The 26618-nt window shown below is 67.1% G+C and carries 20 protein-coding genes; 5 read left to right on the top strand and 15 right to left on the bottom strand.

Features of this window, described 5'->3' with window-relative positions; genetic code table 11:
• Positions 1-46 precede the first annotated feature (46 nt).
• The 7 genes from DFR29_RS10010 to DFR29_RS09980 all read right to left on the bottom strand — a co-directional run bounded on the left by DFR29_RS10010 (position 47) and on the right by DFR29_RS09980 (position 9216).
• Positions 47-1234, bottom strand: a complete 1188-nt coding sequence (locus tag DFR29_RS10010) for a S8 family serine peptidase (protein ID WP_166653995.1) — start codon at positions 1232-1234, stop codon at positions 47-49.
• A 168-nt stretch (positions 1235-1402) separates the two neighbouring features.
• Positions 1403-3016, bottom strand: coding sequence for a thiol reductant ABC exporter subunit CydC (gene cydC / locus DFR29_RS10005; protein ID WP_243746012.1), 1614 nt, complete (start codon positions 3014-3016; stop codon positions 1403-1405).
• Between the two features lie 32 nt (positions 3017-3048).
• The gene (cydD, locus tag DFR29_RS10000) at positions 3049-4782 is read right to left on the bottom strand and encodes a thiol reductant ABC exporter subunit CydD (protein WP_166653993.1); all 1734 of its coding nucleotides are present in this window, start codon (positions 4780-4782) and stop codon (positions 3049-3051) included.
• Between the two features lie 58 nt (positions 4783-4840).
• A complete protein-coding gene (cydX, locus tag DFR29_RS09995) occupies positions 4841-4978 on the bottom strand; it encodes a cytochrome bd-I oxidase subunit CydX (protein WP_133818449.1) in 138 nt (45 codons plus the stop codon).
• A 12-nt stretch (positions 4979-4990) separates the two neighbouring features.
• Positions 4991-6145 (bottom strand): cytochrome d ubiquinol oxidase subunit II, encoded by a 1155-nt coding sequence (gene cydB / locus DFR29_RS09990; protein ID WP_133818448.1) that lies wholly within the window; start codon positions 6143-6145, stop codon positions 4991-4993.
• 10 nt (positions 6146-6155) lie between these two features.
• Positions 6156-7718: a cytochrome ubiquinol oxidase subunit I gene (locus DFR29_RS09985; protein ID WP_133818447.1), complete on the bottom strand. Its 1563-nt coding sequence runs from the start codon at positions 7716-7718 to the stop codon at positions 6156-6158.
• A 133-nt stretch (positions 7719-7851) separates the two neighbouring features.
• A complete protein-coding gene (locus tag DFR29_RS09980) occupies positions 7852-9216 on the bottom strand; it encodes a PepSY-associated TM helix domain-containing protein (RefSeq protein ID WP_133818446.1) in 1365 nt (454 codons plus the stop codon).
• A gap of 205 nt (positions 9217-9421) precedes the next feature.
• On the opposite strand from DFR29_RS09980, the gene DFR29_RS09975 reads away from it, so the two are divergent.
• From DFR29_RS09975 to DFR29_RS09960, 4 genes are all read left to right on the top strand, one after another.
• A complete protein-coding gene (locus tag DFR29_RS09975) occupies positions 9422-9808 on the top strand; it encodes a hypothetical protein (RefSeq protein WP_133818445.1) in 387 nt (128 codons plus the stop codon).
• Positions 9809-10063: 255 nt separating this feature from the next.
• Positions 10064-11332, top strand: coding sequence for a TolC family protein (locus DFR29_RS09970; protein WP_208113557.1), 1269 nt, complete (start codon positions 10064-10066; stop codon positions 11330-11332).
• Positions 11329-12312 (top strand): efflux RND transporter periplasmic adaptor subunit, encoded by a 984-nt coding sequence (locus tag DFR29_RS09965; protein ID WP_208113556.1) that lies wholly within the window; start codon positions 11329-11331, stop codon positions 12310-12312. The genes DFR29_RS09970 and DFR29_RS09965 overlap by 4 nt, the downstream gene beginning before the upstream one ends.
• A gap of 39 nt (positions 12313-12351) precedes the next feature.
• Positions 12352-15477, top strand: a complete 3126-nt coding sequence (locus DFR29_RS09960) for an efflux RND transporter permease subunit (protein WP_133818444.1) — start codon at positions 12352-12354, stop codon at positions 15475-15477.
• 145 nt (positions 15478-15622) lie between these two features.
• Here DFR29_RS09960 and DFR29_RS09955 read toward each other — a convergent pair whose 3' ends face one another.
• The 7 genes from DFR29_RS09955 to DFR29_RS09930 all read right to left on the bottom strand — a co-directional run bounded on the left by DFR29_RS09955 (position 15623) and on the right by DFR29_RS09930 (position 24746).
• Entirely contained in the window at positions 15623-17242 is a 1620-nt protein-coding gene (locus DFR29_RS09955; RefSeq protein WP_133818443.1) for a hypothetical protein, read from the bottom strand.
• A 76-nt stretch (positions 17243-17318) separates the two neighbouring features.
• Complete coding sequence (locus DFR29_RS09950) at positions 17319-17621, bottom strand: hypothetical protein (RefSeq protein WP_133818442.1); 303 nt, start codon at positions 17619-17621, stop codon at positions 17319-17321.
• Positions 17622-18200: 579 nt separating this feature from the next.
• Positions 18201-18506 carry a hypothetical protein gene (locus DFR29_RS09945; RefSeq protein WP_133818441.1) on the bottom strand — a complete coding sequence of 102 codons (306 nt, stop codon included), beginning with the start codon at positions 18504-18506 and terminating at the stop codon, positions 18201-18203.
• A 183-nt stretch (positions 18507-18689) separates the two neighbouring features.
• A complete protein-coding gene (locus DFR29_RS09940; protein WP_133818440.1) occupies positions 18690-20261 on the bottom strand; it encodes a hypothetical protein in 1572 nt (523 codons plus the stop codon).
• Positions 20262-20404: 143 nt separating this feature from the next.
• A complete protein-coding gene (locus DFR29_RS09935; protein WP_166653992.1) occupies positions 20405-22237 on the bottom strand; it encodes a sensor histidine kinase in 1833 nt (610 codons plus the stop codon).
• A 41-nt stretch (positions 22238-22278) separates the two neighbouring features.
• Entirely contained in the window at positions 22279-24057 is a 1779-nt protein-coding gene (locus DFR29_RS29100; RefSeq protein ID WP_166653991.1) for a sensor histidine kinase, read from the bottom strand.
• A gap of 41 nt (positions 24058-24098) precedes the next feature.
• Positions 24099-24746 (bottom strand): response regulator transcription factor, encoded by a 648-nt coding sequence (locus DFR29_RS09930; protein ID WP_166653990.1) that lies wholly within the window; start codon positions 24744-24746, stop codon positions 24099-24101.
• 738 nt (positions 24747-25484) lie between these two features.
• On the opposite strand from DFR29_RS09930, the gene DFR29_RS09925 reads away from it, so the two are divergent.
• On the top strand, positions 25485-25913 hold the full coding sequence (locus DFR29_RS09925; RefSeq protein WP_133818437.1) for a hypothetical protein: 429 nt from the start codon (positions 25485-25487) through the stop codon (positions 25911-25913).
• Positions 25914-26123: 210 nt separating this feature from the next.
• Here DFR29_RS09925 and DFR29_RS09920 read toward each other — a convergent pair whose 3' ends face one another.
• Positions 26124-26531, bottom strand: a complete 408-nt coding sequence (locus DFR29_RS09920; RefSeq protein ID WP_133818436.1) for a GFA family protein — start codon at positions 26529-26531, stop codon at positions 26124-26126.
• Positions 26532-26618: the final 87 nt, after the last annotated feature.

Genomic DNA, 26618 nt, shown 5'->3' with positions numbered 1-26618 from the left:
ACACATCCTGACTGGCGGGAAATGGCCTGCGCTCACGGTGCCGGCCTCATGCCGGTGCCTGCACCAGGCCGACGCCGACATCGTCGGGATGCGCATCGGGCAGCGGCACGGCGCTGTTGATCAGGGCGCTCTTGACCTGCTGCAGCCACTGCGGATGACGCCTGACTGCGGATTCGCCGCAAAATTTCTCTATCCACAATGCAGCGCAGCCGGCCACATGCGGCACTGCCATGCTGGTGCCGCTCATGCAGCGCAGTCCGGAATTCTTGCCGGCAGACAGCACGTCGACGCCTGGTGCGACCAGTAGCGGATCGCTGTTGGAAAACGCGGCAACCCTGCGTCCCGCGTCGACCGCACCCACGGCGATCATGTGCTGCGAAGACGCTGGCAGTTCAGCCGCTACGACATGGTCGGCATCGCTGTCGCGCCGGGAAGAGTTGCCCGAAGCGCTGATGAACAGGGTTTCGCGGCCGACGTAGGGGTTGCTGCTGAGCAGCGAACACAGCGTATCGAACAGGCGCGTATTCTCCCGATAGGCTTTCAGCGCCTGCGACCAGGCGACGTCGCCCGGAAGCCGCTGCGCAATCAGTGCCTTGGCCATGGCGATGGGGTTGACACTGAGCGACATGGAAATGACGTGTGCTCCCTCGGCAACGGCCCATTCCATCGCCTTTACCAGTGCCTCGGTGGACGATTTGCTGTGCTTGCCGATCACCTTGCCGATCAAGACCTGCGACACGCCGGGAGCAACGCCGATACGCACGCCGTCGATGGGGCCGCCGAAAATGGTGGCGGCGCAGTGAGTGCCGTGGCCGTGCCAGTCGCCGTTGCCTTCGCCGGTGAAATCCCTTTCCTGCAGGCTGCCTGCATCGAAGCGCCGGAAGGCTTCATGGGCGCGATTGATACCGGTATCGAGTATGGCGACGACGACGCCTTTGCCGCTGACAGTGCTGTTGCGCGCGCCTACCGCATCGAGGCCCCAGGCGGACAGGCGCTCACTGCTGTCCAGTGGCACCGATCGGGGGCGGGGCCGGATCAGGCGCAGCGGCATGCACGTGGCGACGGCGCGGTTGCGCCGGTCCTCGCGCAGACTGCGGGCTTCCGGCTCGGTGGCCTGCTGCACGGAAATTTCCAGCCGCGTGGTGGCAGAGATGCGCAGCCTGGCTCCGCTTTCCTGGGCAGAAATCGACTGGCGTGTGATGCGCTTGTCGTCCTGCTCGAGTTGGCGAACCACGACGTAACTGGTTTTCTCCCGCCTGCTCATTTTTCCGATCCCCGCCCTGGCCTTGGTCCGTTGGCAGGGGGTGTCGTCGCGGTGCGCATACTCTCAGCGCCAGGCGTGGCGAATGCGGCTGCCGCCAGCCGCTTGCGCAGGCGCATTCCTGCTGCGGGCTGGCGTCGCTCAGCGGGCTTGCAGTACGAGCAGCTGCCCCGTAGCGCCCAGCTCCACCGCATGATGACTGCACACCACCAGCGTCGCGCCGCCGATCCAGTGCCCGATCCCCGCAGCAACGCGTGTGCGCGTCGCTGCATCGAGTCCTTCGAACGGCTCGTCCAGCAGATACAGCACGGCGGGCCGCAGCAGGCAGCAGGCCAGTGCGACGCGGCGCGCCTCGCCGCCGGACAGGCCCAGGCCGTATTCGCCGATCGGCGTGTCGAGTCCGGCCGGCAGGCGCTGCAGCCAGGCGCCCAGGTCGACGGCGTGCAGCACCTCGTGCAGACGCGCGTCGCTGGCGGCGGGATCGGCCAGGCGCAGGTTCTCGGCCAGGCTGGCAGCGAACAGGTGCGGTCGCTGCGGCAGGCAGGCGATGCGCTGGCGCAGGCTGGCTTCGTCGTAGTCGGCAAGGGCGCGGCCGTCCAGCAGCAGCTCGCCGTGCTGCGCAGCGAGCTGGCGGCTGAGCAGGGCCAGCAAAGTACTTTTGCCGGCGCCCGAAGGCGCGCGCACGAGCAGGCGTGTGCCGGCGGGCAAGGACAGGCTGAGTGCTGCCAGTCCGCTGTTACGGCCTGCAGAGGTATACGCCAGCTGGTGCAGTTCCAGCGCGCCACGCGCGGGCGGCAGTGTGGCTACGGCCGGAAACACCACCGCCGGTGCCTGCTGCAGCAGCTCGCCGATACGCGCCTGGGCGGCGCGCGCCCGCGCCCAGGCGAGCAGGGCGCCGCTGGCGCCGGCGACTGCTTCCAGGCTCGCCACCACGGCCAGTACCAGGCCGACGCGCGCGGTCGGCGGCAAGGCCGCTGCGGGCGTTGCCGCGAGCAGCAGCCAGGCCGTCGCCCCGAGCAGCAGTACCGTCGCCGCCTGGCCCAGGGCTTCGCGCAGGCGCTGCTGCAGCTGCAGGCGAACCAGTTGATCGTCCTGCGCCTGCCACGCACTGCGCCAGTTGCTCCAGGCGCCACACAGCGACAAGGTGGTGAGGCCGCGCAAGGCGTCAACCAGGCGTTCGCGCCGCAGTGCTGTCTGCGCCAGCAACTGGCGGCTCTGCTGCGCGCCCTGGCGCGCGACCAGGGCAGGCACGATGGCGGCCGCTGCCGACAGGCCGGCGGCAGCCATCAGGCCCAGGCGTAGGTCGAGCACCAGCGCCAGCACCACCACGCCGCCGGCTATCGTGCTACTGCCCAGCAGCGGCAGCGCGGCGCGCAACGGCGATTCGTCCAGCGTGTCGATGTCGCCGACCAGGCGCTGTAGCAGATCGCCTTCGGACCAGCGCGCCAGTGGCAGCGGCGCCAGCACGCTCAGCTGGGCGAACACGGCGCAGCGCAATTGCGCCAGCAGGCGCAGCACCGCGTCATGGCCGATGACGCGTTCGCCGTAGCGGGCCGTGGTGCGCACCAGGGCGAGCAGGCGGATGATGGCGCCGGGGCGGAAAATGTCGAAGGCCACCGCACCGGCCGCGGCGCCGGCGATGGCGGTTGCGGTGATGAAGCTGCCGGAATACGCCACCAGTCCTGCCGCAGCGCCAAGGCCCAGCACGCTCAGCAGCGCGGCCAGCAGCAGCGGCCGCGCCTGGCTGCGCAGCATAATCAACAAAGACAATCCTTTCTTTTGCGGCATCATGCGCCGGCCGCCACGCGGTGGGCCGTGCGGTCTTCTACCAGGCGGCCATGTTCGAACACGAGTACGCGGTCAATCCAGGCCGGCAGTTCCTGCGCATGCGTGGCCAGGATCACGCTGGCGCCGCGGCTGGCCTGCTCCAGCGCATCGAACAGGTGGCCGGCGCCGTCCTCGTCCAGGTGTGCGCTGGGTTCGTCCAGCAGCCAGACTGCGGCATCGCGGGCCAGGGCGCGGGCCAGGGCCAGGCGCTGCAGCTGGCCGCCGGACAGTGCGCCGTCGGCGGCGTCGACAATGCTTTCCGCCTGTTGCGGCAGGTTTTGCACGGTGTCGGCAAGACCGGCCGCCTGCAGCGCCGACCAGAGCCGGCTGTCGTCGTTGCGGTCCAGTCCCAGCAGCACGTTGTCGCGCACGGACAGGCGAAACCATTCGGGCCGCTGTTCCAGCCAGGCCAGCTGGCGCCACCAGTGCAGGCGGTTGCGCTGTGCCAGCGGCCGGCCGTCGACAACGATCTGGCCCGAACTCGGCGCGACAAAACCCGCCAGCAGGGCGAGCAGCGAACTTTTGCCTGCGCCGCTGGCACCGCGCAGGGCGACGCGCTCGCCAGCGGCGATCTGCAGCGACACCTGGTCCAGCGCGCAGCGGCCGTCGGCATAGCGCAGCGTGACCGCGTCGAAGCGGATCGCCGGCGCGCGAGCCGCCGGCTCGCTGTTGCTTGCCGGGGCGGTGCTGCTCCAGGCATCGGCCGCCGGCACGGCCAGGCGCAGCCGGGTGATCGCCTCGGCCGCGGCCAGCGCGTCGGCGCGGGCGTGGTAGTCGCTGCCCAGCTGGCGCAGCGGGGCGAAGAATTCCGGGGTCAGCAGCAAAATATACAAAGCACTGCCCAGGCTCGGCACGGCGCCGTAATGTCCGCTGTCGAAGCGGCCGAGCAGGGCCAGTCCCAGGTACAAGGCCACCAGCGCAATGCTGACCGAGGCGAAGAACTCCAGTACCGCCGATGACAGGAAAGCCAGGCGCAGTACCGACAGCAGCCGCCGGCGGTAGTCTTGTGCGCTGGCGTCCAGGCGCTGCGCGCCGAGGTCGGCGGCGGCGAGCAGGCGCAGCGTCGGCAGCCCGCGCAGCAGGTCGAGAAACTGCGCGCCCAGGCGTGCCAGCGCGCCCGCCTGCTGCCGGCTGGCCTCGGCCGCACCCATGCCGACCAGGCGCATGAACAGCGGAATCAGCGGTGCCGTGGCGAGCAGCAGCAGTGCCGCCAGCCAGCTGTGCGGCGCGATCAGGGCAAGCAGCAGCAGCGGCACCGTGGCGACAATCCAGCGCTGCGGCAGGTAGCGCGCGTAGTACGCGTCCAGCGCGTCGACCTGTTCCACCGCCAGCGTCGCCAGTGCGCCGTCGTCGCCGACGCGGGCACGCAGGGGGCCCAGCTGGGCCAGGGCATCCAGCACTTCGTCGCGGGCGCGGCGGCGCACCAGTGCTGCGGCGCGCAGGCCGGCCCAGTCGCGCAGGGCGAGGCAGGCGGCGCGCAGCACGGCGCCGGCCAATGCCTGCGCCAGGGCGGCGGCGGTGCGACTGCTGTCGGCGCTAATCCAGCCCTGGGCGACGCTCGCCAGGCCGAAGGCGAAGAGGGCGAAGGCGAGTGCTGCAGCCGTGCCGGCGGCGGCGGCCAGCAGGGTCCAGCCGCGCAGCGCCTGCGCCTGTACATCCAGCCAGCGCTGGGCGCTGCTTGTCCATTCGCTCATCGCCGCCGCGCAGCAGCGCCGGCCCGGCGGCGTATTATTTGTTGCATTGAATACAAATTCAGAATTGATCGGGCGGTGGGGGCGGCTCTGCCGGCGCAGCTTCGGCCGGATAGCCTTCGAATTCCAGCCACATCGCATTGATGATGGCGGCGAAGCAGGCCATCAGCACGCCGAGTATCCAGGCGAAATACCACATGGGTGCAACTCCTCAGTAATGCGCGTCGGAGCCGCGCACGTCGTCCAGCGTGACCGGCCCGCGCATGACGCGGAACACCCAGCTGGTATAGAGAATGATCAGCGGCAGGAACAGCACGGTCATGCAGAACATCCAGCGCAGGGTGAGCAGGCTGGAGGTGCTGTCCCACACCGTAAGGCTGTGGCTGGGTGCAATGCTCGACGGCAGCATGAACGGAAACATGGCGACGGCGGCAGTCAGTATGGTTGCGCCGACCGAAACCGCGCTGGCGACGAAGGCCCAGCCCGGGCGGCGCGGGCCCAGGCGCCAGGCCAGTGCGGCGCCAGCGAAGCCCAGCGCCGGTATCAGCCAGAGCAGCGGTGCCGCGCGGTAGTTGGCCAGCCACGCGCCGGCTTCGCGCACGGCGGTCTTGGCCAGTGGATTGGACGCACCTTCGCTGCCGGCAAAACTCACCAGGCGATAGCCGTCGATGCCCAGCACCAGCCACAACCCGGCCACGGCGAAAGCGCTGGCATAGACCAGCGCCGCAATGCCTTGCCAGCGCCGCGCCCGGGCATGCAGCTCGCCGACCGTCTTCAATTGAAGGAATACCGCGCCGTGCATGGCCAGCATGGCCAGGCTTACCACGCCGCAGACCAGGGCGAACGGATTGAGCAGGCCGAAGAAGTTGCCGTCGTAGAACACGCGCATCTCGGCATCGAAGCGCAGCGGCACGCCTTGCAGCAGGTTACCGAAGGCGACGCCGAACACCAGCGCGGGCACGAAGCCGCCGACGAACAGGCACCAGTCCCAGGTCGAGCGCCAGCGCGGATCGGGCAGCTTGCTGCGGTAGTCGAAGCCGACCGGACGCAGGATCAGCGCGAACAGCACCAGGATCAGCGCGACGAAGAAGCCCGAGAAGGCCGCTGCATAGATCAGCGGAAACGCCGCGAAGATGGCGCCGCCGCCGAGTACGAACCAGACCTGGTTGCCTTCCCAGGTCGGGCCTATGGTGTTGATCAGCACGCGGCGTTCGTCGTCGGTGCGGGCGATCACCGGCAGCAGGGCGCCTATGCCCAGGTCGAAGCCGTCCATCACGGCGAAGCCGATCAGCAGCACGCCGAGGAACAGCCACCAGATCACGCGCAGCGTCTCGTAGCTCATGAGCAGGGCGAGCAGGTCGGACATGGCGTTCTCCTCAGGCGATGGACGGCGCGGATGCCTGCGCTGCCGGGTGGCCAGGCACGTCGGCCGGCCCCTTGCGCGCAAACTTCAGCATGAGGTAAAGCTCGACCACCAGCAGGGCGGTATACAAAAGAACAAATCCGCACAGGCTGAAGACCAGGTCGCCGACGCTCAGCGACGAGACGCTCATCCAGGTGGGCAGCACTTCGGCCACGGTCCAGGGCTGGCGCCCCAGCTCGGCCACCAGCCAGCCCATTTCCGAGGCGATCCACGGCATCGGAATGGCCACCACCGCCAGCTTGAGCAGCCAGCGCTGGCGCATGATGGCGCGGCGCGAGGAGGAGACCAGCGCCAGCACGAACACCACCAGCATGAAGAAACCCGCACCGACCATGATGCGGAAGGCCCAGAACAGCGGCTTCACCGGTGGTAGCGCGTCGCGCACGGCCAGCGCGATCTGCGCCTCGGTCGCGTCGACGACGTTGGGCGCATGGCGCTTGAGCAGCAGGCCGTAGCCGAGGTCGTCGCTGAGTTCCTTCAGGCGTGCCTTGGCGGCGGCATCAGCCGGATTGGCGCGCACCTGCTGCAGCGCGGCGTAGGCATGCATTCCGTTGCGGATGCGACGCTCGTGTTCGGCCGACAGATCTTTCAGGCCGGTCACCGGCTCGGTCAGCGAGCGCGTCGCAATCAGGCCCATCATCCAGGGAACCTCGATCGCGTGATTCGTGCGCATGTTGTCCTGGTCGATGAAGCCGATCACGGTGAACGGCGCCGGCGGCGGATGCGTTTCCCACATGCCTTCGATCGCGGCCAGCTTGACCTTCTGCACGTGGCCCAGCTCGTAGCCGGATTCGTCGCCCAGCGTGATCACCGACAGCACCGACGCCAGGCCGAAGGCGGCGGCGATGGCGAAGGAGCGCTGGGCGAAGGCGATATGCCGTCCGTGCAGCAGATACCAGGCGCTGATGCCCAGTACGAAGCAGGCGCCGGTGGTATAGCCGGCGGAAACCGTGTGCACGAACTTCACCTGCGCCACCGGGCTGAAGAACACCTCGGCGAAACTGGTCAGCTCCATGCGCAGGGTTTCCGGATTGAACTCGGCGCCGACCGGGTATTGCATCCAGCCGTTGGCGACCAGTATCCACAAGGCGGAAAAATTCGAGCCGAGCGCGACCAGCCAGGTCACCATGAGGTGCTTGACCTTGCTCAGGCGTTCCCAGCCGAAGAAGAACAGGCCGACGAAGGTCGATTCGAGGAAGAAGGCCATCAGCCCTTCGATCGCCAGCGGCGTGCCGAAGATATCGCCTACGTAGTGCGAGTAGTACGACCAGTTCGTGCCGAACTGGAATTCCATGGTGATGCCGGTGGCCACGCCCAGGGCGAAATTGATGCCGAACAGCTTGCCCCAGAACTTGGTCATTTCCTTGTAGACCGGGTTGCCGGTCATGACATAGACCGACTCCATGATCGCCAGCAGGAACGACAGTCCCAGGGTCAATGGCACGAACAGGAAGTGATACAGCGCCGTGGCGGCGAACTGCAGGCGGGACAGATCGACGAGCGTGTCGGAAATCATCGTCAGGTTTCCCTGGGCTGGCTGGCGCGACGCGAACCGCCGCGGACTTGCGTGCGGGTCCACTTCGCGCAGTAGAACATATTTGGCAGAAGTATCGGCGGCCTGCGACTGTGTACCGCAGCGGGTCGTACCGCTACGGCAGCGCCAGTCCGAGCAGGTGGCGAGCCCGCGGCCAGTGTCGCAGTGCAAGGCGTTCGAGCAGCAGCACCAGCAGCATCGACATGCCTAGCAGCGGCAGCAGCGTACCCAGCACAACCAGCGCGACGATGCAGGCAGCGGGGTAGCGCATGCCGTTGACCCGGGGCGGTGCGCCCAGCATGCCCTGCGGCCGTCGCCGCCACCACAGCACGGCCGCGCTCGTGCTCAGCACGATCAGGCCCAGTGCGGTGAACACGCCCAGCAGCTGGTTCAGCGGCGGGAACAGCTGGCCTTCGTGGATGGCGATGCCGTAGCCGATAAACCGGTCCAGCAGGGGACGCTCGGCAAATGCCGAGCGCCGCACGACGTCGCCGCTGCGCCCGTCCACGACGATCTCGGCGCGCAGCGGCCGATTGGCTGCATCGGACTTGATGGTCCATTGCGCCGGCGTCTGCACCGGCGGCACCACGAGCACCGGCACGGCAAGGCGCGCCGCTGTGGCCAGAGGCACTATCCGGTCCAGTTGCGACAGATCCGCGGTGGCTGCATGGGCGGATACGCCGGCATGGCCATCGTGGCCGGCCGCCGCACGGCCGGCGGCCAGGACGGCGTCGCGTTGCGCGGCACTGCCGGTAGTCCAGTCCTGTGCCACCTGGGTTTGCGCATACGCCTGCCGCACGGATTTCAGCATGCCGCCCCAGTTCTTGGCCCAGGGCAGGCCGGACAGCAGAAGGAACAAGGCAAAAAGTGAAATCCACAGGCCGGTCACCGCGTGCAGGTCGCGCCAGAACACGCGCGATCCGGAGCCCAGCCGCGGCACCACGACACCACGCCAGGCAGTGCCCCGGGGCCACCACAGATACAGGCCGGTGAGCAGCATCAGGATGGTCCACGAGGCTGCCAGTTCCACCAGCAGCGAGCCGCTGCTGCCCAGGCGCAGCTCGCCGTGCAGCTGGGCCACGACACGCATGAAGCGGTCGTTCTCGGCCACCGTGTGCAATACCTTCAGCGAGGCGGGATCGACGAAGACCCGGCTGACCTCGCCGTCGCGTGCGACGAGGATGCGTACGGCATCGCCCGCACTGCCGGGCAGCTCGTAGCTGTGCAATACCGAACCCGGTACGGCGCCGAGTGCCGCTGCCACCTGGCGCGACGGCGCCTGCGCCGCTTGCGTGGTGACGGCGGCGAAACGGCGTTCCAGCAGCGGTTCGAGCTGCGGTTTGAACAGATAGATCAGGCCCGTGCAGGCCAGCCACAGCACGAACGGCAGGCAGAAAATGCCAGCGTAGAAATGCCAGCGCCAGATCAGGCGGTACAGCGCCTGGCGAGGCGCGGCGGGAAGTGGCTCGGCTGGGCGCATGCAGATGGCGTGTAGGCGATTGGCAAAGGCAAGCGGCGATTCTGCCCGCAATCCGCACCGCCGGCCTGCGACCGTCGGTCGCAGACACGGCGTATGGCGCAGCGCCCGGCAGCGCAACGTGGCGGTGGTGGCTGCTGCGACACTAGCCTCGCCGGGGCTGCACTGTAATTGTCTAACGTCGCGCCGGCCGGCTACATTGCCCGGCATGCCTGCCTCTTCACCCGCACTCATCGTCCTGCTGCGTCGCCATCTGCGCGTCGTAGCAGTGCTGTTTGTCTGCCTGGTGATGCTGAAGACGGGTTTTGCCGTGGCCTGTGCGGCCGATTCGCTGGGTGGCCTGTCCGCGCCGGTGGCCGTAGCCGCCGTCGGCGACAATGCCGCCGATGCCGTGAACGCCACTGCCTCTGCCACCGACGATTGCTGGCATAGCGCTGCCGGTGGCTGCCATTGTTCCTGTGTCCATGTCACGCCGCTGCTGTGCCGCAGCCCTGGCGTGAACGCGCCGGCCGCCGTGCCGGTGCAGTTTGCCGCCGCAGCCTATGTTGTCTGCCTGGCACCGCGCGACGACGCGCTGCGTCCTCCCATTGCCTGATTGACGCCTTGCCGGGCTCGTGCCCGGCGTAGGCAGCTGCGCGTGCCCAAGGCAAGGCTCGGCTTGTACCGCTGCCGGTTTGCAGCGGCACGCATGTCTGCCATCGGTTCTCCTGCATCTGCGGCCGGCCCGGACGATTCGTCTGCATCCGCCATGGCCTGCGCTGCGCCCGTATCTGCCGCAATGGCAGGCCGCGCGGTGCAAGACCGCCGCTGCTGATCATTCTGTAAAAAAATACTTTGTAACGGAGTAGCCATGTTGATGGGTTCCATAGGGTGCCGGCTTGCCGCCGCCGTGCTGCTGTCGCTGGGGGCAGGATCCGTTGCGGCGCAGCCGTCCGGCCTGAGCCTGCGCGATGCACTGCAGCGTACCTTGCAGTCCAATCCCGACCTTGCTGCCTACCAGTACGTGCTGAATGCCCAGGACGGCCGTGTAGTGCAGGCTGGGCTGAAGCCGAATCCGACGCTGTCAGGGGCGCTGGAGAATGTGCTCGGCAGCGGCGAAGTGCGCGGTTTCAAAGGCGCCGAGCTGAGCCTGTCGCTGGGCCAGCTGATCGAACTCGGCGGCCTGCGCGACCGGCGCGTCGCCGCGGCGCGTGGCGAACGCGAACTGCTGGAAGCCGACGGCCATGTGCGCCGTCTCGACGTGGTGGCAGAAACGGCGCGCCGTTTCGTCACGCTGGCCAGCCAGCAGGAATTGCACAAGCTCACCCATCAGGCGGTGGAGCTGGCGGAGAAAACCGCCACCGCCGTGGACCGGCGCGTCAAGGCGGCCAAGTCGCCGGTGGCCGAACAGGACCGTGCCCTGGTTGCACTGGAGCGGGCGCGCAACGACGACGCGCATGCCGAGCACGAGATCAGGACAGCGCGCTACAAGCTGGCTGCTTCCTGGGGCGCGAGCGAACCGGATTTCGACAGCGTGGCGGCAGAGCTGTACGTATTGCCGCCGATTGCCGACTACACCACGCTGCTGAGCGAGCTGGAAAGCACGCCGGATCTGGCGCGCTATTTGAGCGAAGCGCGCTGGCGCGATGCGGAAATCGGCCTGGCCATCGCCAATCGCCGGCCGGGTATCGAAGTCGGCCTGGGATTGCGCCGCCTGCAGGCATCCGGCGATACGGCGCTGATGTTCTCCGTCGGCCTGCCGCTGCCGGTCTACAACCGCAACCAGGGCGCGATTGCCGAAGCGCAGGCACGCCGCGCCGGAGCGGAGGCGGAGCGTGCCGCCGCCCTGGTCAAGGCGCGTACCGGTCTGTTCGGCTACTACCAGGAACTGCTCGACAGCCGTCGCGAAGTGGAAGCCGTGACGGCACGTGCGCTGCCCAGCGCCGAATCGGCGCTGCGCAATACCGAATATGCCTACGAGCGTGGCCGCTACGGCTATCTCGAATTTGTCGACGCTCAGCGCGAACTGCTGGCGGTGAAGCGCGACCTGATCGCCGCGGCCAGCCAGTACCACCTCACCCTGATCGAAATCGAACGCCTGACCGGCAGCGCGCTGAGCAGCGCAAGGAGCCGCCCATGACACCGCTGAAACAAATACTGCTGCTGTCCGCGGCATTGGTGCTGGCTGCCTGCGGCAATGCCGCCGCGCCGCCACCGGCGCAGAAGGAGCACGCGCACGGCGCTGCCGGCGCCCACGGCAAGGACGAGGCCACGGCTGAAAACGCAGGCGACGGCGATCACGCGGAAGCGATCGTGCTCAGCGCCGAGGCGCGCCAGGCCGCCGGCCTCGTGATCGCCGCCGCCGGCCCGGCCACGCTGGTCGAAAGCCTGCCGCTGTATGGCGTGGTCAAGCCGAACGCGGAGCGCATGCGCAGCGTCGGCGCGCGCTTTCCCGGCGTGGTGCGCAGCGTCGCGGTCAAGGTCGGCGATGCGGTGCGTCAGGGCCAGGCCCTGGCCAGTGTGGAAAGCAACGAAAGCCTGCAGGTGTATACAACGACGAGTCCGCTCGCCGGCGTGGTGACCGAACGCCTGACCAATCCCGGAGAACAAGCGGAAAATGCGCCATTGTTCACGATTGCCGACCTGTCCACGGTGTGGATAGAACTGTCGCTGTTCCCGCGCGACCGCGGCCGCGTGCAGCTGGGCCAGGACGTGCGTGTCAGCGCGACCGAAGGCGAGCTGTCGGGGCAGGGCAAGCTCGTGTTCGTCTCGCCGCTGGGCAGCGGCGCCACCCAGACCGTGACGGCGCGCGTGCTGCTGGACAATGCCCAGGGACAATGGGCGCCCGGCCTGTACGTACGCGCTGAAGTCGTGGTCGGTCGCAGCGAAGTAGCCCTGGCTGTGCCGGTCGCCGCGCTGCAGGAACTCGACGAAGGCGGCCTGTCGGTATTTGTCGACAGCAGCAGCGGGCTGCAGCCGAGGCCGGTCAAAACCGGCCGCAACGACGGCCGTTTCGTCGAGATTCTCGGCGGCATTGCCGCGGGCGAAAACGTGGTCGGCGAGGGCAGCTTCGTGCTCAAGGCCGAGCAGGGCAAGGGGGGCGCCGAACATGATCACTAAGCTGCCGCCGCGCCCTTCGCACCCGCTGCAGGCCAGCCCATGATCGAGGCCATCCTGCGCTTCTCCATCGCCCGCCGCGGCCTGGTCATGGTACTGATGCTGGGGCTGATCGGCCTGGGCATCTATCACTACGGCCGCCTGCCCATCGATGCCGTGCCCGATATCACCAATGTACAAGTACAAATCAATACCCAGGCCGCCGGCTATACCCCGCTGGAGGTCGAGCAGCGCATTACCGTACCGATAGAAACCGCGATCACCGGCCTGCCCAGGCTCAGCTACCGGCGCTCGCTGTCGCGCTACGGCCTGTCCCAGGTGACTGTCGTGTTCGACGACGGTACCGACATCTACTTTGCGCGCAACCTGATCAACGAGCGCCTGCAGCAGGCGCGCAGCCGGCTGCCGGAAGGCATAGAGCCGGCGCTGGGGCCCATCGCCACCGGCCTGGGCGAAATCTTTCTCTATACCGTCGACGCCGAACCGGGCGCGCGCCAGCCCGACGGCCGCGCCTGGGATCCGATTGCCCTGCGCAGCCTGCAGGACTGGGTGATACGCCCGCAGCTGCTGCAGGTGCCCGGCGTGACAGAGATCAACAGCATCGGCGGCTGGGCCAAGCAGTATCACGTCATGCCCGATCCGGCGCGCATGCTCGCCTACGGCCTGAGCTTCGAGCAGATTGCCGTGGCGCTGGAACGCAACAACGCCAACCGCGGCGCCGGCTATATCGAACGCAACAAGGAACAGCTGCTGGTGCGCGTACCTGGACAGGTGCGCGATGCACAAGACCTGGCGCGCATCGTCGTGGCCACGCGCGACGGTCTGCCTATCACCATCGGGAATATCGCCGATGTCGGCATCGGCAAGGAATTGCGCACCGGCGCGGCCACGCACAACGGCGAAGAAACCGTACTCGGTACCGCGATCATGCTGCTGGGGGCCAACAGCCGCACGGTTTCCGCTGCGGTCGCCGCGCAGCTGGAACGCGTCAACGACAGCCTGCCTGCCGGCGTGCGCGCAGTACCGGTCTACGACCGCACCCTGCTGGTGGACAAGGCCATCGCCACGGTGCAGAAAAACCTGCTCGAAGGCGCGCTGCTGGTGGTGGTGATCCTGTTCCTGCTGCTGGGCAACCTGCGCGCGGCGCTGCTGACCGCGCTGGTGATTCCCATCGCCATGCTGATGACCATCTCCGGCATGGTCGAAACCGGTGTCTCGGCCAATCTGATGAGCCTGGGCGCGCTGGATTTCGGCCTTATCGTCGACGGCGCTGTAATCATTGTGGAAAATTGCCTGCGGCGCCTGTCTGCGGCCGGCGACGGGCGCATGACGCTGCCGCAGCGTTTGCAGCTGGTCTACGAGGCCACCGCCGAGGTGATCCGGCCCAGCCTGTTCGGCATCGGCATCATCACTGCGGTGTATCTGCCGATCTTTGCCCTGCAGGGCGTGGAAGGCAAGATGTTCCATCCCATGGCGCAGACCGTGGTGATGGCGCTGGTTGCTGCATTGTTCCTTTCGCTGACGCTGATACCGGCCGGCGTCGCCCTGCTGTTCCGCGGTCCGGTCAAGGAACACGAAAACCTGTTCCTGCGCGGCGTGCGGCGCGTATACGCACCGCTGCTGCAGCTGGCCCTGCGTGCGCGCCTGCTGTTTGCTGCCGGTGCTGCGCTGCTGGTGCTGCTGTGCGGCGTGCTGGCCGCGCGCATGGGCACCGAGTTCGTGCCCAACCTGGACGAAGGCGACCTCGCCGTGCAGGTGCTGCGCATCCCGGCCACCGGCCTGACCCAGTCGATCGAGTTCCAGAAACAGGTCGAGCGGCGTCTGCTGCAATTTGCCGAAGTACAGACCACGTTCGCGCGCACCGGCACGGCCGAAGTGGCCACCGATGCGATGCCGCAGAACATTTCCGACGGCTATGTGATGCTCAAGCCCAAGGCGCAATGGCCCGACCCGGCCAAGAGCAAGGCGGCGCTGTCGGCGGAAATCCAGCAGGCGCTGGAACAACTGCCGGGCAATGCCTACGAAATGAGCCAGCCTATCCAGCTGCGCTTCAACGAGCTGATTTCCGGCGTGCGTTCCGACTTTGCGGTGAAGATCTACGGCGACGATCTGGATCAGCTGCTGGCGACTGGCAATGCCATCGCCGCGACGCTGGGGCGTGTGCCCGGCAGTGCCGATCTGCGTGTGGAACAGGTAACCGGCCTGCCGGTGCTGTCGGTGGAACCCAAGCGCGATGCCTTGGCCCGCGCCGGCATTGCGCTGGCCGATGTGCAGGATGCCGTGGCCACGGCGATCGGCGGCCGCGAAGTCGGCCAGGTATTCGAAGGCGACGCGCGCTACGCCATCCAGCTGCGCCTGCCCGAGGCCAGCCGCGAAGACCTGCGTGTGCTGGAACGCCTGCCGATTCCCTTGCCGCAGTCGGGCTATATCCCGCTGGCGGAAGTGGCCAACCTGGTCATCGCGCCCGGACCCAACCAGCTCAGCCGCGAAAACGGCAAGCGCCGTGTCGTGGTTACCGCCAACGTGCGCGGACGCGATCTCGGCGGCTTCGTAGCGCAGGCACAGCAGGCCATTCGCAGCGAAGTGAAACTGCCGACCGGTGTCTGGCTGGGCTATGGCGGCACCTTCGAGCAGCTGCAGTCGGCCAGCCAGCGTCTGCTTATCGTCGTGCCGCTGACCCTGGCGCTGATTCTCGGCCTGCTGGTACTGGCCTTCGGCTCGCTGCGCGATGCCTTGGTCATCTTCAGCGGCGTGCCGCTGGCCCTGACCGGCGGCGTGCTGGCGCTGTGGCTGCGCGGCATTCCCCTGTCGATCTCGGCCGGAGTCGGCTTTATCGCCTTGTCGGGCGTGGCCGTGCTGAACGGACTGGTGCTGGTCAGCTTTATCCGCAGCCTGCTGCAGTCCGGCCGAAGTCTGGACGAAGCTATCTGCGAAGGCGCGCTGACGCGTCTGCGCCCGGTGCTGATGACGGCCCTTGTGGCCAGCCTGGGCTTCGTACCGATGGCGCTGAATACCGGCACCGGCGCGGAAGTGCAGCGGCCGCTGGCCACGGTCGTCATCGGCGGCATCGTCTCGTCGACCTTGCTTACCTTGCTGGTATTGCCCGGGCTGTTCCGCATGGCGCAGCGGCGCGAGCTGCGTGCCGGGGCAGTGGCGACGCCAACGTAGGGCGCGATGAGCAACGCGAATTGCGCCGCCAGGTCTTTGATTTGCGCCGCGCGATGTACGGGTTATCGCGGTGCAAGCACCCTGCGGTGCAATTCGCTGTGCTCATCGCACCCTACGCAGGCGCTGCAACGCACGCGACAAACGATCAATCGAGCGTGACTTCGGGGTTTGCGCCGGGCTGCAGTGACAGCAGCGCCAATGCAGCGGCCAAGGCCAGATAGGCGGCCATGAATTGCAGATTGATCGTGCTCGCCAGTCCCTGCAGCTGCCACGGCAGATGCAGGCCGCCGCGCGGGTCGACCGAATGGATGACGCCGAATGCCGTCAGCGTGGCTGCTACCAGCAGCACAACGCAGGCGCGCCGCAGGCGGCCGTCGATCATGGCAACCACGCTCGTGATCCACAGCATCGAGGTAATGATGAAACCATTGCCCAGGGTCTTGATCACGGCCACTTCGGGCAGGCCGTGGCCGTCCAGGGCGCCGGCCAGTTCGGCGAGTTTTTCCGGCGCTATCCAGGCCGGATTGCCCAGCTTGATCGCCAGCATATAGGCCACCGACGGCAGGAAACCCAGCACCATTGCCGCCGCATGCTGTCGCGGCGTCGCCTCGAAAGCCTGCGTGGTGATGTCGATGGCGACGTAGACGATGATCGGCGCCAGCACCGCCAGCGGCAGCCATTGCACCAGGCCCGAGACCAGGCCGAGCATGCCGCCCAGGCCGATGAACAGGCCAGTCAGCAAGGTATAGCCCTGGCGCGCGCCCATGTGCTTGTAGGCGGGCTGGCCGATATACGGCGTGGTCTGCGCCACGCCGCCGCAGATACCGGCAGCCAGTGTGGAAAACGCCTCGGTCAGTAAAATGTCACGAGTGGAATAATCATCGCCGGCGGCGCGCGCGCTTTCGCTCACATTGATGCCGCCGACCACCATCAACAGTCCGAACGGCAGCAGCAAGGGCAGATAGGGCAGGGTGGCGGGCAGGCCGTCGACAAAGCCCAGGCTGGGCCAGGGAAAGGCCAGGTGCCATTGCACTGCAGCCGGCGGCACGAAGCCCGGTGCCCCCAGGCCGGCGAAGCCCAGCGCGTAGTACAGGGCCGTACCGAAGGCGAATACCAGCGGCACGCCCGGCAGCCGGAAAGGCAGGCGGCCTTTCGCCACCAGCACGTACAGCAGCAGCCCCAGCGTGACGAAGCCGACCACCGGCACGCGCAGCGCCTCGATCAGCGGGAAGAAACCCATCAGCACCAGCGCGACGCCGGCGATGGAGCCGAGCAGCGCCGCGCGCGGCAACACCCGCGTCACCCAGGCGCCGGCAAACGAGAGCAGGAATTTCAACACGCCCATGACGACCAGCGAGGCCATGCCGAGTTTCCAGGTGGCGATGGCTCCCGCGTGCGGGTCCAGTCCAGCGGCCTTGTAGCCGACAAAGGCCGGCCCCAGCACCAGCAAGGCCATGCCGATGCTGGTCGGTGCATCCAGTCCCAGCGGCATCGCCGTGACGTCGGCACGGCCGCTGCGGGCGGCAAGACGGCGTGCCAGCGCGGTATAGATGAGGTTTCCGATCAGCACGCCCAGCGCCGTGCCGGGAAACATGCGCTGGAATACCACGTCGGCGGGAAATCCGAAGATGCCGATCAAGGCCGCGGCGATAAAGGCGAGGATGGACAGGTTGTCCACGACCAGGCCGAAGAAGCCGTTCCAGTCGCCCGGCACGAACCAGCGGTTGGCGGCGGTGGCGGTGGCGGTCGCGGTAGGTGTAGTCATGGGCGTGGGCAGACCTGCGGCGGCGGTACAGGATACTAACCGTCGCGGGCAGGAGAAGACTCGGCTGGCGATGCGCCTATTCCGCCGGTTCACGCCGGAACTGCATGATCCAGTTGGTCTGGCAGTTCTTTCCCGCATCGACCGAATAGGCCTGCTCCCAACGCGCCGAGACCGGCGTGATCGGCGACCAGACAAAGCGCGTACGCACCGCTTTTCCGCCGATCTCGCCGTCGGAGTAGAAGCTGCCCAGGCCGTGTTCGAAACGGCCCTTGACCGGCGGATGCTGGGCAGGAACGCAGGCGCTGCCTGCACCGGTGTCTTGCCGGCCTCGCGTGTGGCCTCGACCCTGTAAACGGGTAAAGATATTTTTACTGGTCAATTGGCCAGCTCGGCAAACCCGGCGGCGCCGTCCGCGCGACCGCCACCGGCTGCCGGGTGACGTTGTGGCGATCTGCGCAATTCTGCATAGGCCGCAGGCTTCACAGCGTCACCGCGGCAGCCCGACAGACACATAGTGGATTTCTCGCGGCATGGATGAGTCCGCTATGCCAGCCAGTAACGAGGCCAAGTTCACGGCCATGTACGATGGCGTTTAAAAAATGACTTTTCAGAATGACGTGCCGTAGCGCGCGGCAGTCAAACGTATCGAGTCTGTTTTAGTTGCTTGCATTCATCGTCAAGATTGATCTTGTCGCGGTATTTCAGAACAAAATTCTCTAGCTGGCCAGCGGGCGGTTGCTTTTTTTGTTCGACAAATGGAGTTCCGCTTATTTTTTCAATTTCTAACTTAAGCTAACTATGATTTTCTTCATGGGTTGGTATCCTGGCTTAAATTGACCAGATGAAATCTTGGCTAGGCGGCATCGTGGCGATGCCGCTTCGGCATAGCGATGCGGCGCAGAGCGCAAGAACTTTCACGGCGGGGCAGCGCCCGGTGCGCATCTGCGGTGCTCGTACGCTACCAGATGCTGTAGACCGCGATGAACGCGGCGATGGTCATGACGGTCATTGCGCCGAGAAAAAGCACTTCGATGGCATTGCCGATGCGCGATGCCCAGGCTGCATTGCGGATGCGCAGCATCCAGACGATCAGGTAGATGCAGGTGACGAAGGCGGCCGCGCAGCCAGCGAGGAAGTCGTCGACGACCGTGTGCTGGCCATGTTTCAGCGCGGCCATCAGCGCGACGATGGTGATGCACAGGCCGGCCAGGGTTGCGCAGATCGACAACAGGCTGAGCAGTTCCTGCCGGTCCATGTCTTTCATTGGCGTTTTCCCGCGAGATGGCGACAGCCGCTATTGAATAGCGATTTGGCCGTCGCGGGAACCACGGCCGGCCAACGGCAGCCGCGAATCGTCGCAGCGGCGGAGGCGGTGCTGCCTCTGCCTGGGCCTGCAGTCGTATCGCCGGGCGAGGCGGCGCCGCTGCCGCTGCCGTGCCGGCGGCCGTCAGCGCGCCGGATGCGGATAGGGATAGGGCTGGTATGCCGATGGTGCGGTGAGGAAATAGTCACGCCCTTGCACGATATAGGTTTCGCAGGAGCTGTCGATCCAGACCGCGTTGTCGTTGTTGTAGATCGGAATCGGCGTGAACGGGTTGTCCCAGATATATGCCGCGCGAACCTGCCCGGGCAGGGGATAGCTGCCGCTGCAGGGCTGGTTGAGCAGCCGTACCACGTAGGGGATGTTGGCCACGATATTGCCGAACACAACGCCGTCGCCGCCGCGCAGCACGATGCCGTCGCTAGTCATCTGCGCCGGACTGGTGCGCAGGTAGTTGGCGTAGATTTCCCAGCTCTGCGAGCCGTAGCGCTCGGCGTTCTCGCGGCCGTGCGCGTCGATCATGCCGTAGTCGCGCGTGCGCTGGGTCGACACTACAGTGTTGTGGCGGAATACGTAGCGCGAACCGTAGTTCGACGCGATGCCATGGCGGTTGTCGTAGAAATAACTGTCTTCGACAAACACGGCGTTGCCGCTGCCCAGGCTCAGTGGCGGCGGATGCGGGCCGCCGTTCGGGTTGGCGCCGCCGTCGACGTCGATGCCGTAGCCGAAGCAGCCGCCGGCGCAGCGGAAGTTGGCGAGGAAATCGCTGCGATAGATCACGCCGCGCTGGCCGTCGCCGCGGATGGCCATGCCGGCGCGGGAGAAATTCGCCGCGGTCACGTCGTGAATGCGGAAGTCGACGCAGCCGCCGTCCAGCCACAGGCCGCTGTCGATATCGCCTTCGATGCCGTTGCCGAGCAGCGACAGGTCGGAAATTTCCACTTTACTGTTATTGCCGCAGCTCAGCTTTAGCAGGGCGTTCCAGTAGTCTGGCATGGCTGCGCTGCGGCGCAGCAGGGTGAGGTTCTGCCCGGCACCGCGGATGCGGATGCTGCGGGCGTGAGTCAGTTGCGTGCTGCCCCAGTCGCAGTCGCCGGCCGGAATCTGCAAGGTCGCACCGGCGGGCGCATTCAGCAGCCTGGCCTGTACCGCCTCGGGCATGCACGAAGCGGCGACCAGCAGCGGCTGGAAATCGTCGGAAAAAATGCGCGAATCGCCCGGCGTGACGATGGCGGCACCACTGGTTTCGTAGGCATAGCGCAGGATGCGCGCGGGAAAGCCCTTTGGTGCTGTGGTCTGCAGCAGCACATGGCCGTAGCGCAGGCCGCCGCTGCGCTCGTCGACGAAGCGCAGGCCCAGCCGATGCTGCCCGCCGCTGCGCAGCGGCGTGGCGGCCAGCGTGCCGCTGGCGGCATACGCGTTGGCGGCGCCGACGAGGATGGCCTGGTCCAGTGTTGCAACCGCGCCGTTGCGCACGGCTAGGCTGGCCGCGCTGCCGATCGCGAAGGCCAGGCTGCCGTCGGCGGCGGCGATTGGGTGGAAGTCGCTGCCGCTGGCCAGGCTGTTGCCGTCGACCAGGTTGAGATAGGTGCCGGCGGCGGTTGCGGCAATCGGCAGATCGACCGGGCCGCTGTCCACTACCACGGCCTGGACGGAGCCGGACAGCAGCGCCAGCGCAGCCATCGCGGCGCCGGGCATTCGGTGAAATCGTGGCATTGTACGGTTCTCTCAAGATGGAACAGCGCAGGCGCCGTCGGCGCGCCCGGCAGTCTGCCGCGGCCGCGGCGTCCTGGGCATCCGCAGATTTGTGGAGGCGGTGCCGGGGCAGGGCGCCGGGCCGACTACAGTCGCCGCAGGGACAGCGCGATACAGGTGCCGTCGAACTGTGGCCTTGAGCGGCAATCCACGCTGCCGCCCATGCGTGCCAGCCGCGCGCGCACATTGTCCAGGCCGCGCCCGCGCGGCTGGCCGTCGCGCATGCCGCAGCCGTCGTCGGCGACACGGATCTGCAGCCATTCGCCGTCGCTGCGCGCGTCTATCCAGACATGCGCCGCAGCGGAGTGCTGGATCACATTGCTGAGCAGCTCTTCCATGCAGCGGAACAGTTCCATCAGGCGGCGCCGGTCTTCGATGCGCCGGCCTTGCGTCACGGCCACCTCCCATTGCGCGGCGATACCGGCAGCGAACAGGGCCGGTTGCAGGCGCTGCTGCAATATCGCGAACGCCGCGGCCAGGGAAGCAAGCTCCAGTTCCATCGCATCGATCATCAGGCGCAGGTCGAGCAGGGCGCGCTGGATATCGACCTGCAGGCGCGAGTGCGGCAATTCGCGCCGCAGCTGCTGTACTACCTCGGCCATGCGCGCGCCGAAACCGGCATCGATGTCCAGCAGCACGCGTTCGCGCTCGCGTCCGGCGACGCGGCTGGACAATGTCTGCCAGACCGCATCGGCCTGCTCGGCACAGTGCAGCAGGGTCTGGTCGAGGTCGCGGCCGAGCGACTGGCGCGCATGCATAAGCAGCGTTGCGCCGAGAATCGCGCGCCGCGTCAGCAGAAAACCCAGCGTGACGGCCAGCAGGGCCGTGCCCAGCGGATACAGCCAGATCAGGCGCCAGCCCGCGTCGAGCCGGTAGGTGACGGCTTCCAGCGCACCGCAGGCTACGGCGAACAGCATGGCCCAGCGCAGGCAATGCTTCTCCAGCGCCGGTACGTGTGGCGCGCTGGCGCGGCTATGTGCCAGCACCAGGCCGGCCGTACCGGCCACGCTCAGCCACAGCAGCAGGTTGGCAAGCGGAAACTCCAGGGTCCAGTTCGACCACAGCGCAGTCAATTGCAGCAGCGAGGCCGCCAGCAGCCAGGCCACGCTCCAGTGGCGCAGGCGGATATTCCACAAGGCGGCGATCAGCCGGTACATGGCATAGATCAGCAGGATGATGCTGACGTCGCTGACCACGCGCCAGTTGGCCGGCCCGCCCGGCATGTCGCCGACGACGAGATAGACACTGCGGCAGCTCATGAGCGCGATGCAGAGCAGATAGCAGCGGTACAGCGGTGCATTGGCGTGGATGCGGCGCAGTGCGAACACCACGCCGGCCATCACCAGGAACAGGCACAGGCAGGCCTTGGGCAGGCCGACGCGGCGCCACCACTCGGCTTTGTACAAAGATAAAAGTACATCGTAGTCGCCGATGCACAGCATGCCGACGCGGGTTTCGCTCAGCGATCGCGCCACGGGCACGCGCAGGCTGAGCAGGTTGTCGCCGGCCGAAAGAATGTCCGGCGGCAGCGCATACAGGTGCGGTGCCAGGTCGCGGCGCGGCGCAGCGTCCAGGTCGACGTTCGGTGTCAGGTGGCGTGCGTTGACCTGCAGATCGAAATACGGCGTCGCCTCGCCGATATACAGCGCCGGACGCTGCAGCGCCTGCAAGCGCCAGGCGAAGCGATGCTGCAGCAGCAGGGTTTCGCCCGGGCCGCGCGCCGTGCGCGCCAGTGGCAGCGCGACCAGGCTGGCCCGGGCAACGTCGTGGATCTGAGCGATGCAGCCCTGCTGCAGCGGCAGCGGCTGGCGGTACAGCACGACCAGCAAGGCCAGGGCCAAAGCGAGACTGGCCCAGAATGCCAGCGCCGCGCTGCGCGGGTGATCGCCCAGCCAGCGGCGCAGCAGGTGCGGATTCACGCGCACGGCTTGCTGCATCGGCATCTGGCGGCTGTGCGCGCTCAAAACAGCGGCAGTCGCAATTCGCAGTGCAGCCCGCTGCCCGCGTCTGCGGCAGCAAAGTGCAATTCGCCGTCTATGCAATCGACGTGGTGGCGTGCGCGGCGCAAGCCATGGCCGCGCAACTGCGCGGGGTCGGCCACGCCGCGGCCGTTGTCCTGCAGGCGCAGCACAATGCGCCGGTTCGCTACCGCCGCGTGCAGCGTGAGCGTGTCGGCGCCGGAATGTTCGGCACAGTTGCCGAGCAGTTCTGCCAGGCAGCGGAACAGGTGCATCAGCTTGCGCCGGTCGTCGATGCGCACGCTGTCGACCGCGTCCAGCTGCCATTCGCCGGCGATGCCGGCGGCATCGAGCGTGGCGGCCGTGCGATGGCGCAGGCAGGCCAGGGCGAGACCGAGCGAGCGCGAGGTCTCGTCCAGCGCGTCGATCATCAGGCGCATGTCCAGCAGTGCGCGCTGCAGGTTGCGCTGCACGCTGGAGTGGGGTAGCTCGCGCCGCGCGCGCAGCAGGATGGCGACCAGGCGCGAACCGAAGCCGTCATGGATATCGCGGATCAGCCGGCCGCGTTCCTGGTGGGCCAATTGCGCCGAGACCTCGTCCCAGGCGGCTGCGGTCTGCGCCGAAGTGGCGGCCGCGCCCTGGTCGATGTTCTGCGCCAGCACGTTGGCCGCATGCGTCATCAGGTCGGCGCCGAGTACCAGCCTGTGCAGCAGCAGCTTGCCCAGGCCCATCGCCAGCACGGCGGTCGCCGGCGGTGCCGTCCACATCCAGCGCTGCTCGAACGGCAGGAATACGTTGGCGATTTCCAGCAGCGAACCCGCATAGGCGACGACGCCAGTCCACAGCACGAAGCTGCGTTCTGTCTGCTGCAGAATGCGCACGCCGCGCGTGATCGCCGCGACGGCGAGCATGCCGCCGCCGGTGGACAGCAGAAGAAACAGCAGATAGATGCTCTGCAGCTGGGGCAGCTCGGGCCAGCGCAGCAGCGCGGCGCAGCACAGCAGCGCGCCGCTGGTGCCGATGCCCAGCAGCAGCGACAGCCAGGGCAGGCTGAAGCGCCAGTACGCACGCATGAAGCAGTACAAGGCATACGGCTGCAGGGCGATGGCGATATTGTCCAGAGCAATCCAGGCCAGCGGCGTTCCCGGCCGCGCCGAGGTGGCCACGTACACCGCGCGCGCCAGCATCAGCAGCAGGCAGACGAAGTACCAGGCATAGGCCGGATGGCGCGCGCTGAGCAGCCAGGCCGCCAGTGCCAGCGCGGCGAACACGCAAAACAGCAGCACACAGGCACTGGGGATGCCGACCATGCGCCACCAGTTGCCGCGAGACGCTGCTGCCAGCAGTGCTGCATCGCCGATGCAGACCTGGCTCAGGCGCAGCTCGCCCAGCTCCGCGGCGCGCGGCAGCTCCAGCAGCGCGACATTGCTTCCGACCGCCAGTGCGTCGGCCGGAATGCGATGCAGGTGCGGTCCGATGTCGCGCACGTTGCGCTGCTGCAGGTCGATCTCCGGCGTCAGGTTGGCGTTGTTGATCCACAGGCGATAGAACGGCACGGCTTCGCCGAGGGAAATGGCCAGCGTTTCGCGATTTTCTGCGCTGGCCTGGAAAGTGAAGCGATAGCGTTCGATGTGCAGCGCGCCGCCGGCTGGGCCATCGCGCGGCTGTACTGCGTCGGCCAGACGTTCCAGTGCCACCGGGCAGGCTGTGGTGTCGGCAATGCGATAGCGATAACCCAGCAGCAGCGCCGCGACGGCAATGCACAGGCTGCTCCAGAACACGGCACGCCGCACGGTGGCAGCGAGTGTGGCAGCGCCGGCCACTAGACCAGGCGGCGCAGGCGGGCCTGGTACAGCGCTTCCTGCAAACTGGATACCTGCAGTTTTTCGTAGATATGCCGTACATGCGTGTACACGGTGCTGGGCAGGGTGCCGGTCAGTTCCGCAATGCGCCGGTAGGTATGCCCCTTGGCGGCCAATGTCAGCACATCGTTCTCGCGTGCGGTCAGGCTTACGTCCTGGCCAGCGGCACCGGCGCTGGCTTGCTGGCGCAGCAACAGCAGCAGCCGGTGCGCGATGGTGGGGCTGATGCTCGAACCTCCCTGTACGGCGAGTTGCAGCGCGCGCGCGATGTCGGCGCTCGTATCGTGCTTGCAGACGTAGCCGCAGGCACCGGCGACGATGGCCTGCACGATGGTCGCCTCGTCGCTGAGCGAGGAAACCACCAGCACGGCGGGCGGCTCGCGCAGGGTGCGTGCCTGGCGGATCAGATCCAGGCTGAGCCCGTCCGGCAAGGCCAGGTCGGCGAGGAACAGATCGAAACTCGCTTCGGCCAGGCAGCGCCGGCCGGCAGCCAGGTCGTGTGCGTCGACAATCTGCGCATTGCCGTCGCCCAGTGCTGCCACGGCCTGGTGCAGCAGCTCGCGGCAGGCCGCATCGTCTTCCAGCAGCAGTACGCGCAAACCCAGCATTGCCCTGTCCTCACTGGCGGGAGCCCCTGCAACGGACACCGTCCTCGCCTGGGGTTCGAACGTCGCTGGCCTGTGGCGACGGCCGGCGGCCGCACGGCCATCGTACCGGCGTCGCTTATGCGCGTGTGCGGCTGCGCGCGCAAGTGGCACGCGGCAGGGATATGAGCAGGCGCACATATATGCAAATTTCATAATGAGGAAAGATGATGGCGGGTGCGGCGCAATGTCGCGCCGTGTCGCGGCGCGGGTGCCGGCTAGAACCGGCAGGTGGCAAATATCGTGGCGGAATTCGCCGGCATTTTTCGCTGCGGATTTTTCGCCGGCGTCCACAAATTTGTGGAGGCGCACCCGCTGGCCTTGGACTAGCCTGAAACGCGTTGCCGATGGCCAGGTGGGGCCGGCTGCCAGACACAGGGAAGTGCCGGCAACGGCTGACCGCTGCCGCCCTGCCTGAGTGCGGTCTGCCTCGCTTGTCCCGACTGACGTTCCGCGCTGTTGCTTGCGGCAGTGCCGCAGACGCCAGATTCAGCGCGACGGATACGGATAGGCGTAGGGCAGATAGCCGGATGCCGCACTTTGGAAATAGTCGCTTCCCTTGTATCGAAGCGCCGCCCGGTAGCTTGTGGCAGCTTTGCCGCTGCCATCCCCGCGCTCCCCAAATCTGAGGACGCCGCGCGTGGCGCAGACAGGCAGCATGGCGGCAGCGATCCCTTGCGATACCAACCCTGGAGTACCTGTATGAAGTCTGTTTCGCTGTTTGCTCTGTCCGCCCTGGCTCTGGCGGTTGCCGCCGCATTCGCCCTGCCTGCCGCCGCGCGCGCAAGCGCCGGTGTCGCTGCCGGCAGTAGCGCCGTCGCGGCTGCGCCTGTGGCGCAACGCCGCCAGCCCTTGCTGTATGCGCTGGTCGTGTCGTTCAACAGCCTGGGCGCAGGCGTCAGCCAGCCGCACTATTCGAGTTTCCGCACCCAGCTGGGCGAACTCGAAGCCGAGTGGGGGCCGATCGAGCGGCATATCGTCTATTGGGGCCGCGAAGGCGAGTTCGACGTCTGCCTGCCGCTGTGGGAAGTGCCGCAGCCGCACCGGCACAATTTCATCCAGGACGTGCGCGACAATCTGGAACCGAGCGGGCGTGCCTACATCAGCGAGCAGGCCACGTGCGGGCACTGATGGCGGTTGCCAGCGGCGCCAGCCGGTAGGGAAAGTGCAATCCGACGCCCCGGTCCTGCCGGGGCGTTTTCATGCCTCGGCAGTACCCAGGCTGTGCAGGATGCGGCGCCGCAACGGCTCCAGCGCAGCGTCGCGCAACGGGCGCGGACGCGCCGCATCGACCTCGACGATGGCTGGCTGTCGATCGCGCGACAGTGTCCGCGCAGGGGCTTACAGATGCCGTGTTTCGGCCGGCGTGGAAAACCAGTCGTTGTTGCGGCCGTCGAAGTAGCGCAGTGGCGCTGCGATCAGGCTGGCCGGATCGACATCGTCGAGGCAGGCGATGTTGATCGATACGTAGGCGCCGCCGATTTCTTCCACATAGCCGTCGCCGAAGGCATGCACACCGCAGTGGCGGCAGAAACGGTGATGCGCGACCTTGCCGCCGAACTGGTAGTCGGACAGGGCTTCCGCGCCACTGAGCAGACGAAAATCCGACGGCTGTATCGTCGTACCCCAGCGGCGCAACTTGCTGCAGATCGAGCAATTGCAACGGCCGGTGCCGGCGCTGAGATCGATATCCGCTTCGAAACGTACGGCACCGCAGTGACAGCTGCCGGTATAGGTCTGCTTGCTCATGTTGGCCTGCTCTGTGGGGTGGTGGATCAGTCTGGATCTTAATTCGGGCGAATTCGGTCCGCATTACACCGGAATGCGCGGCGTGCT

Origin of the sequence: Tahibacter aquaticus (assembly GCF_004363655.1) — a bacterium.
GTDB classification, from domain to species: domain Bacteria; phylum Pseudomonadota; class Gammaproteobacteria; order Xanthomonadales; family Rhodanobacteraceae; genus Tahibacter; species Tahibacter aquaticus.
The sequence above is the reverse complement of the archived record's forward strand: the minus strand, read 5'-3'. Positions and strand labels throughout refer to the sequence as shown.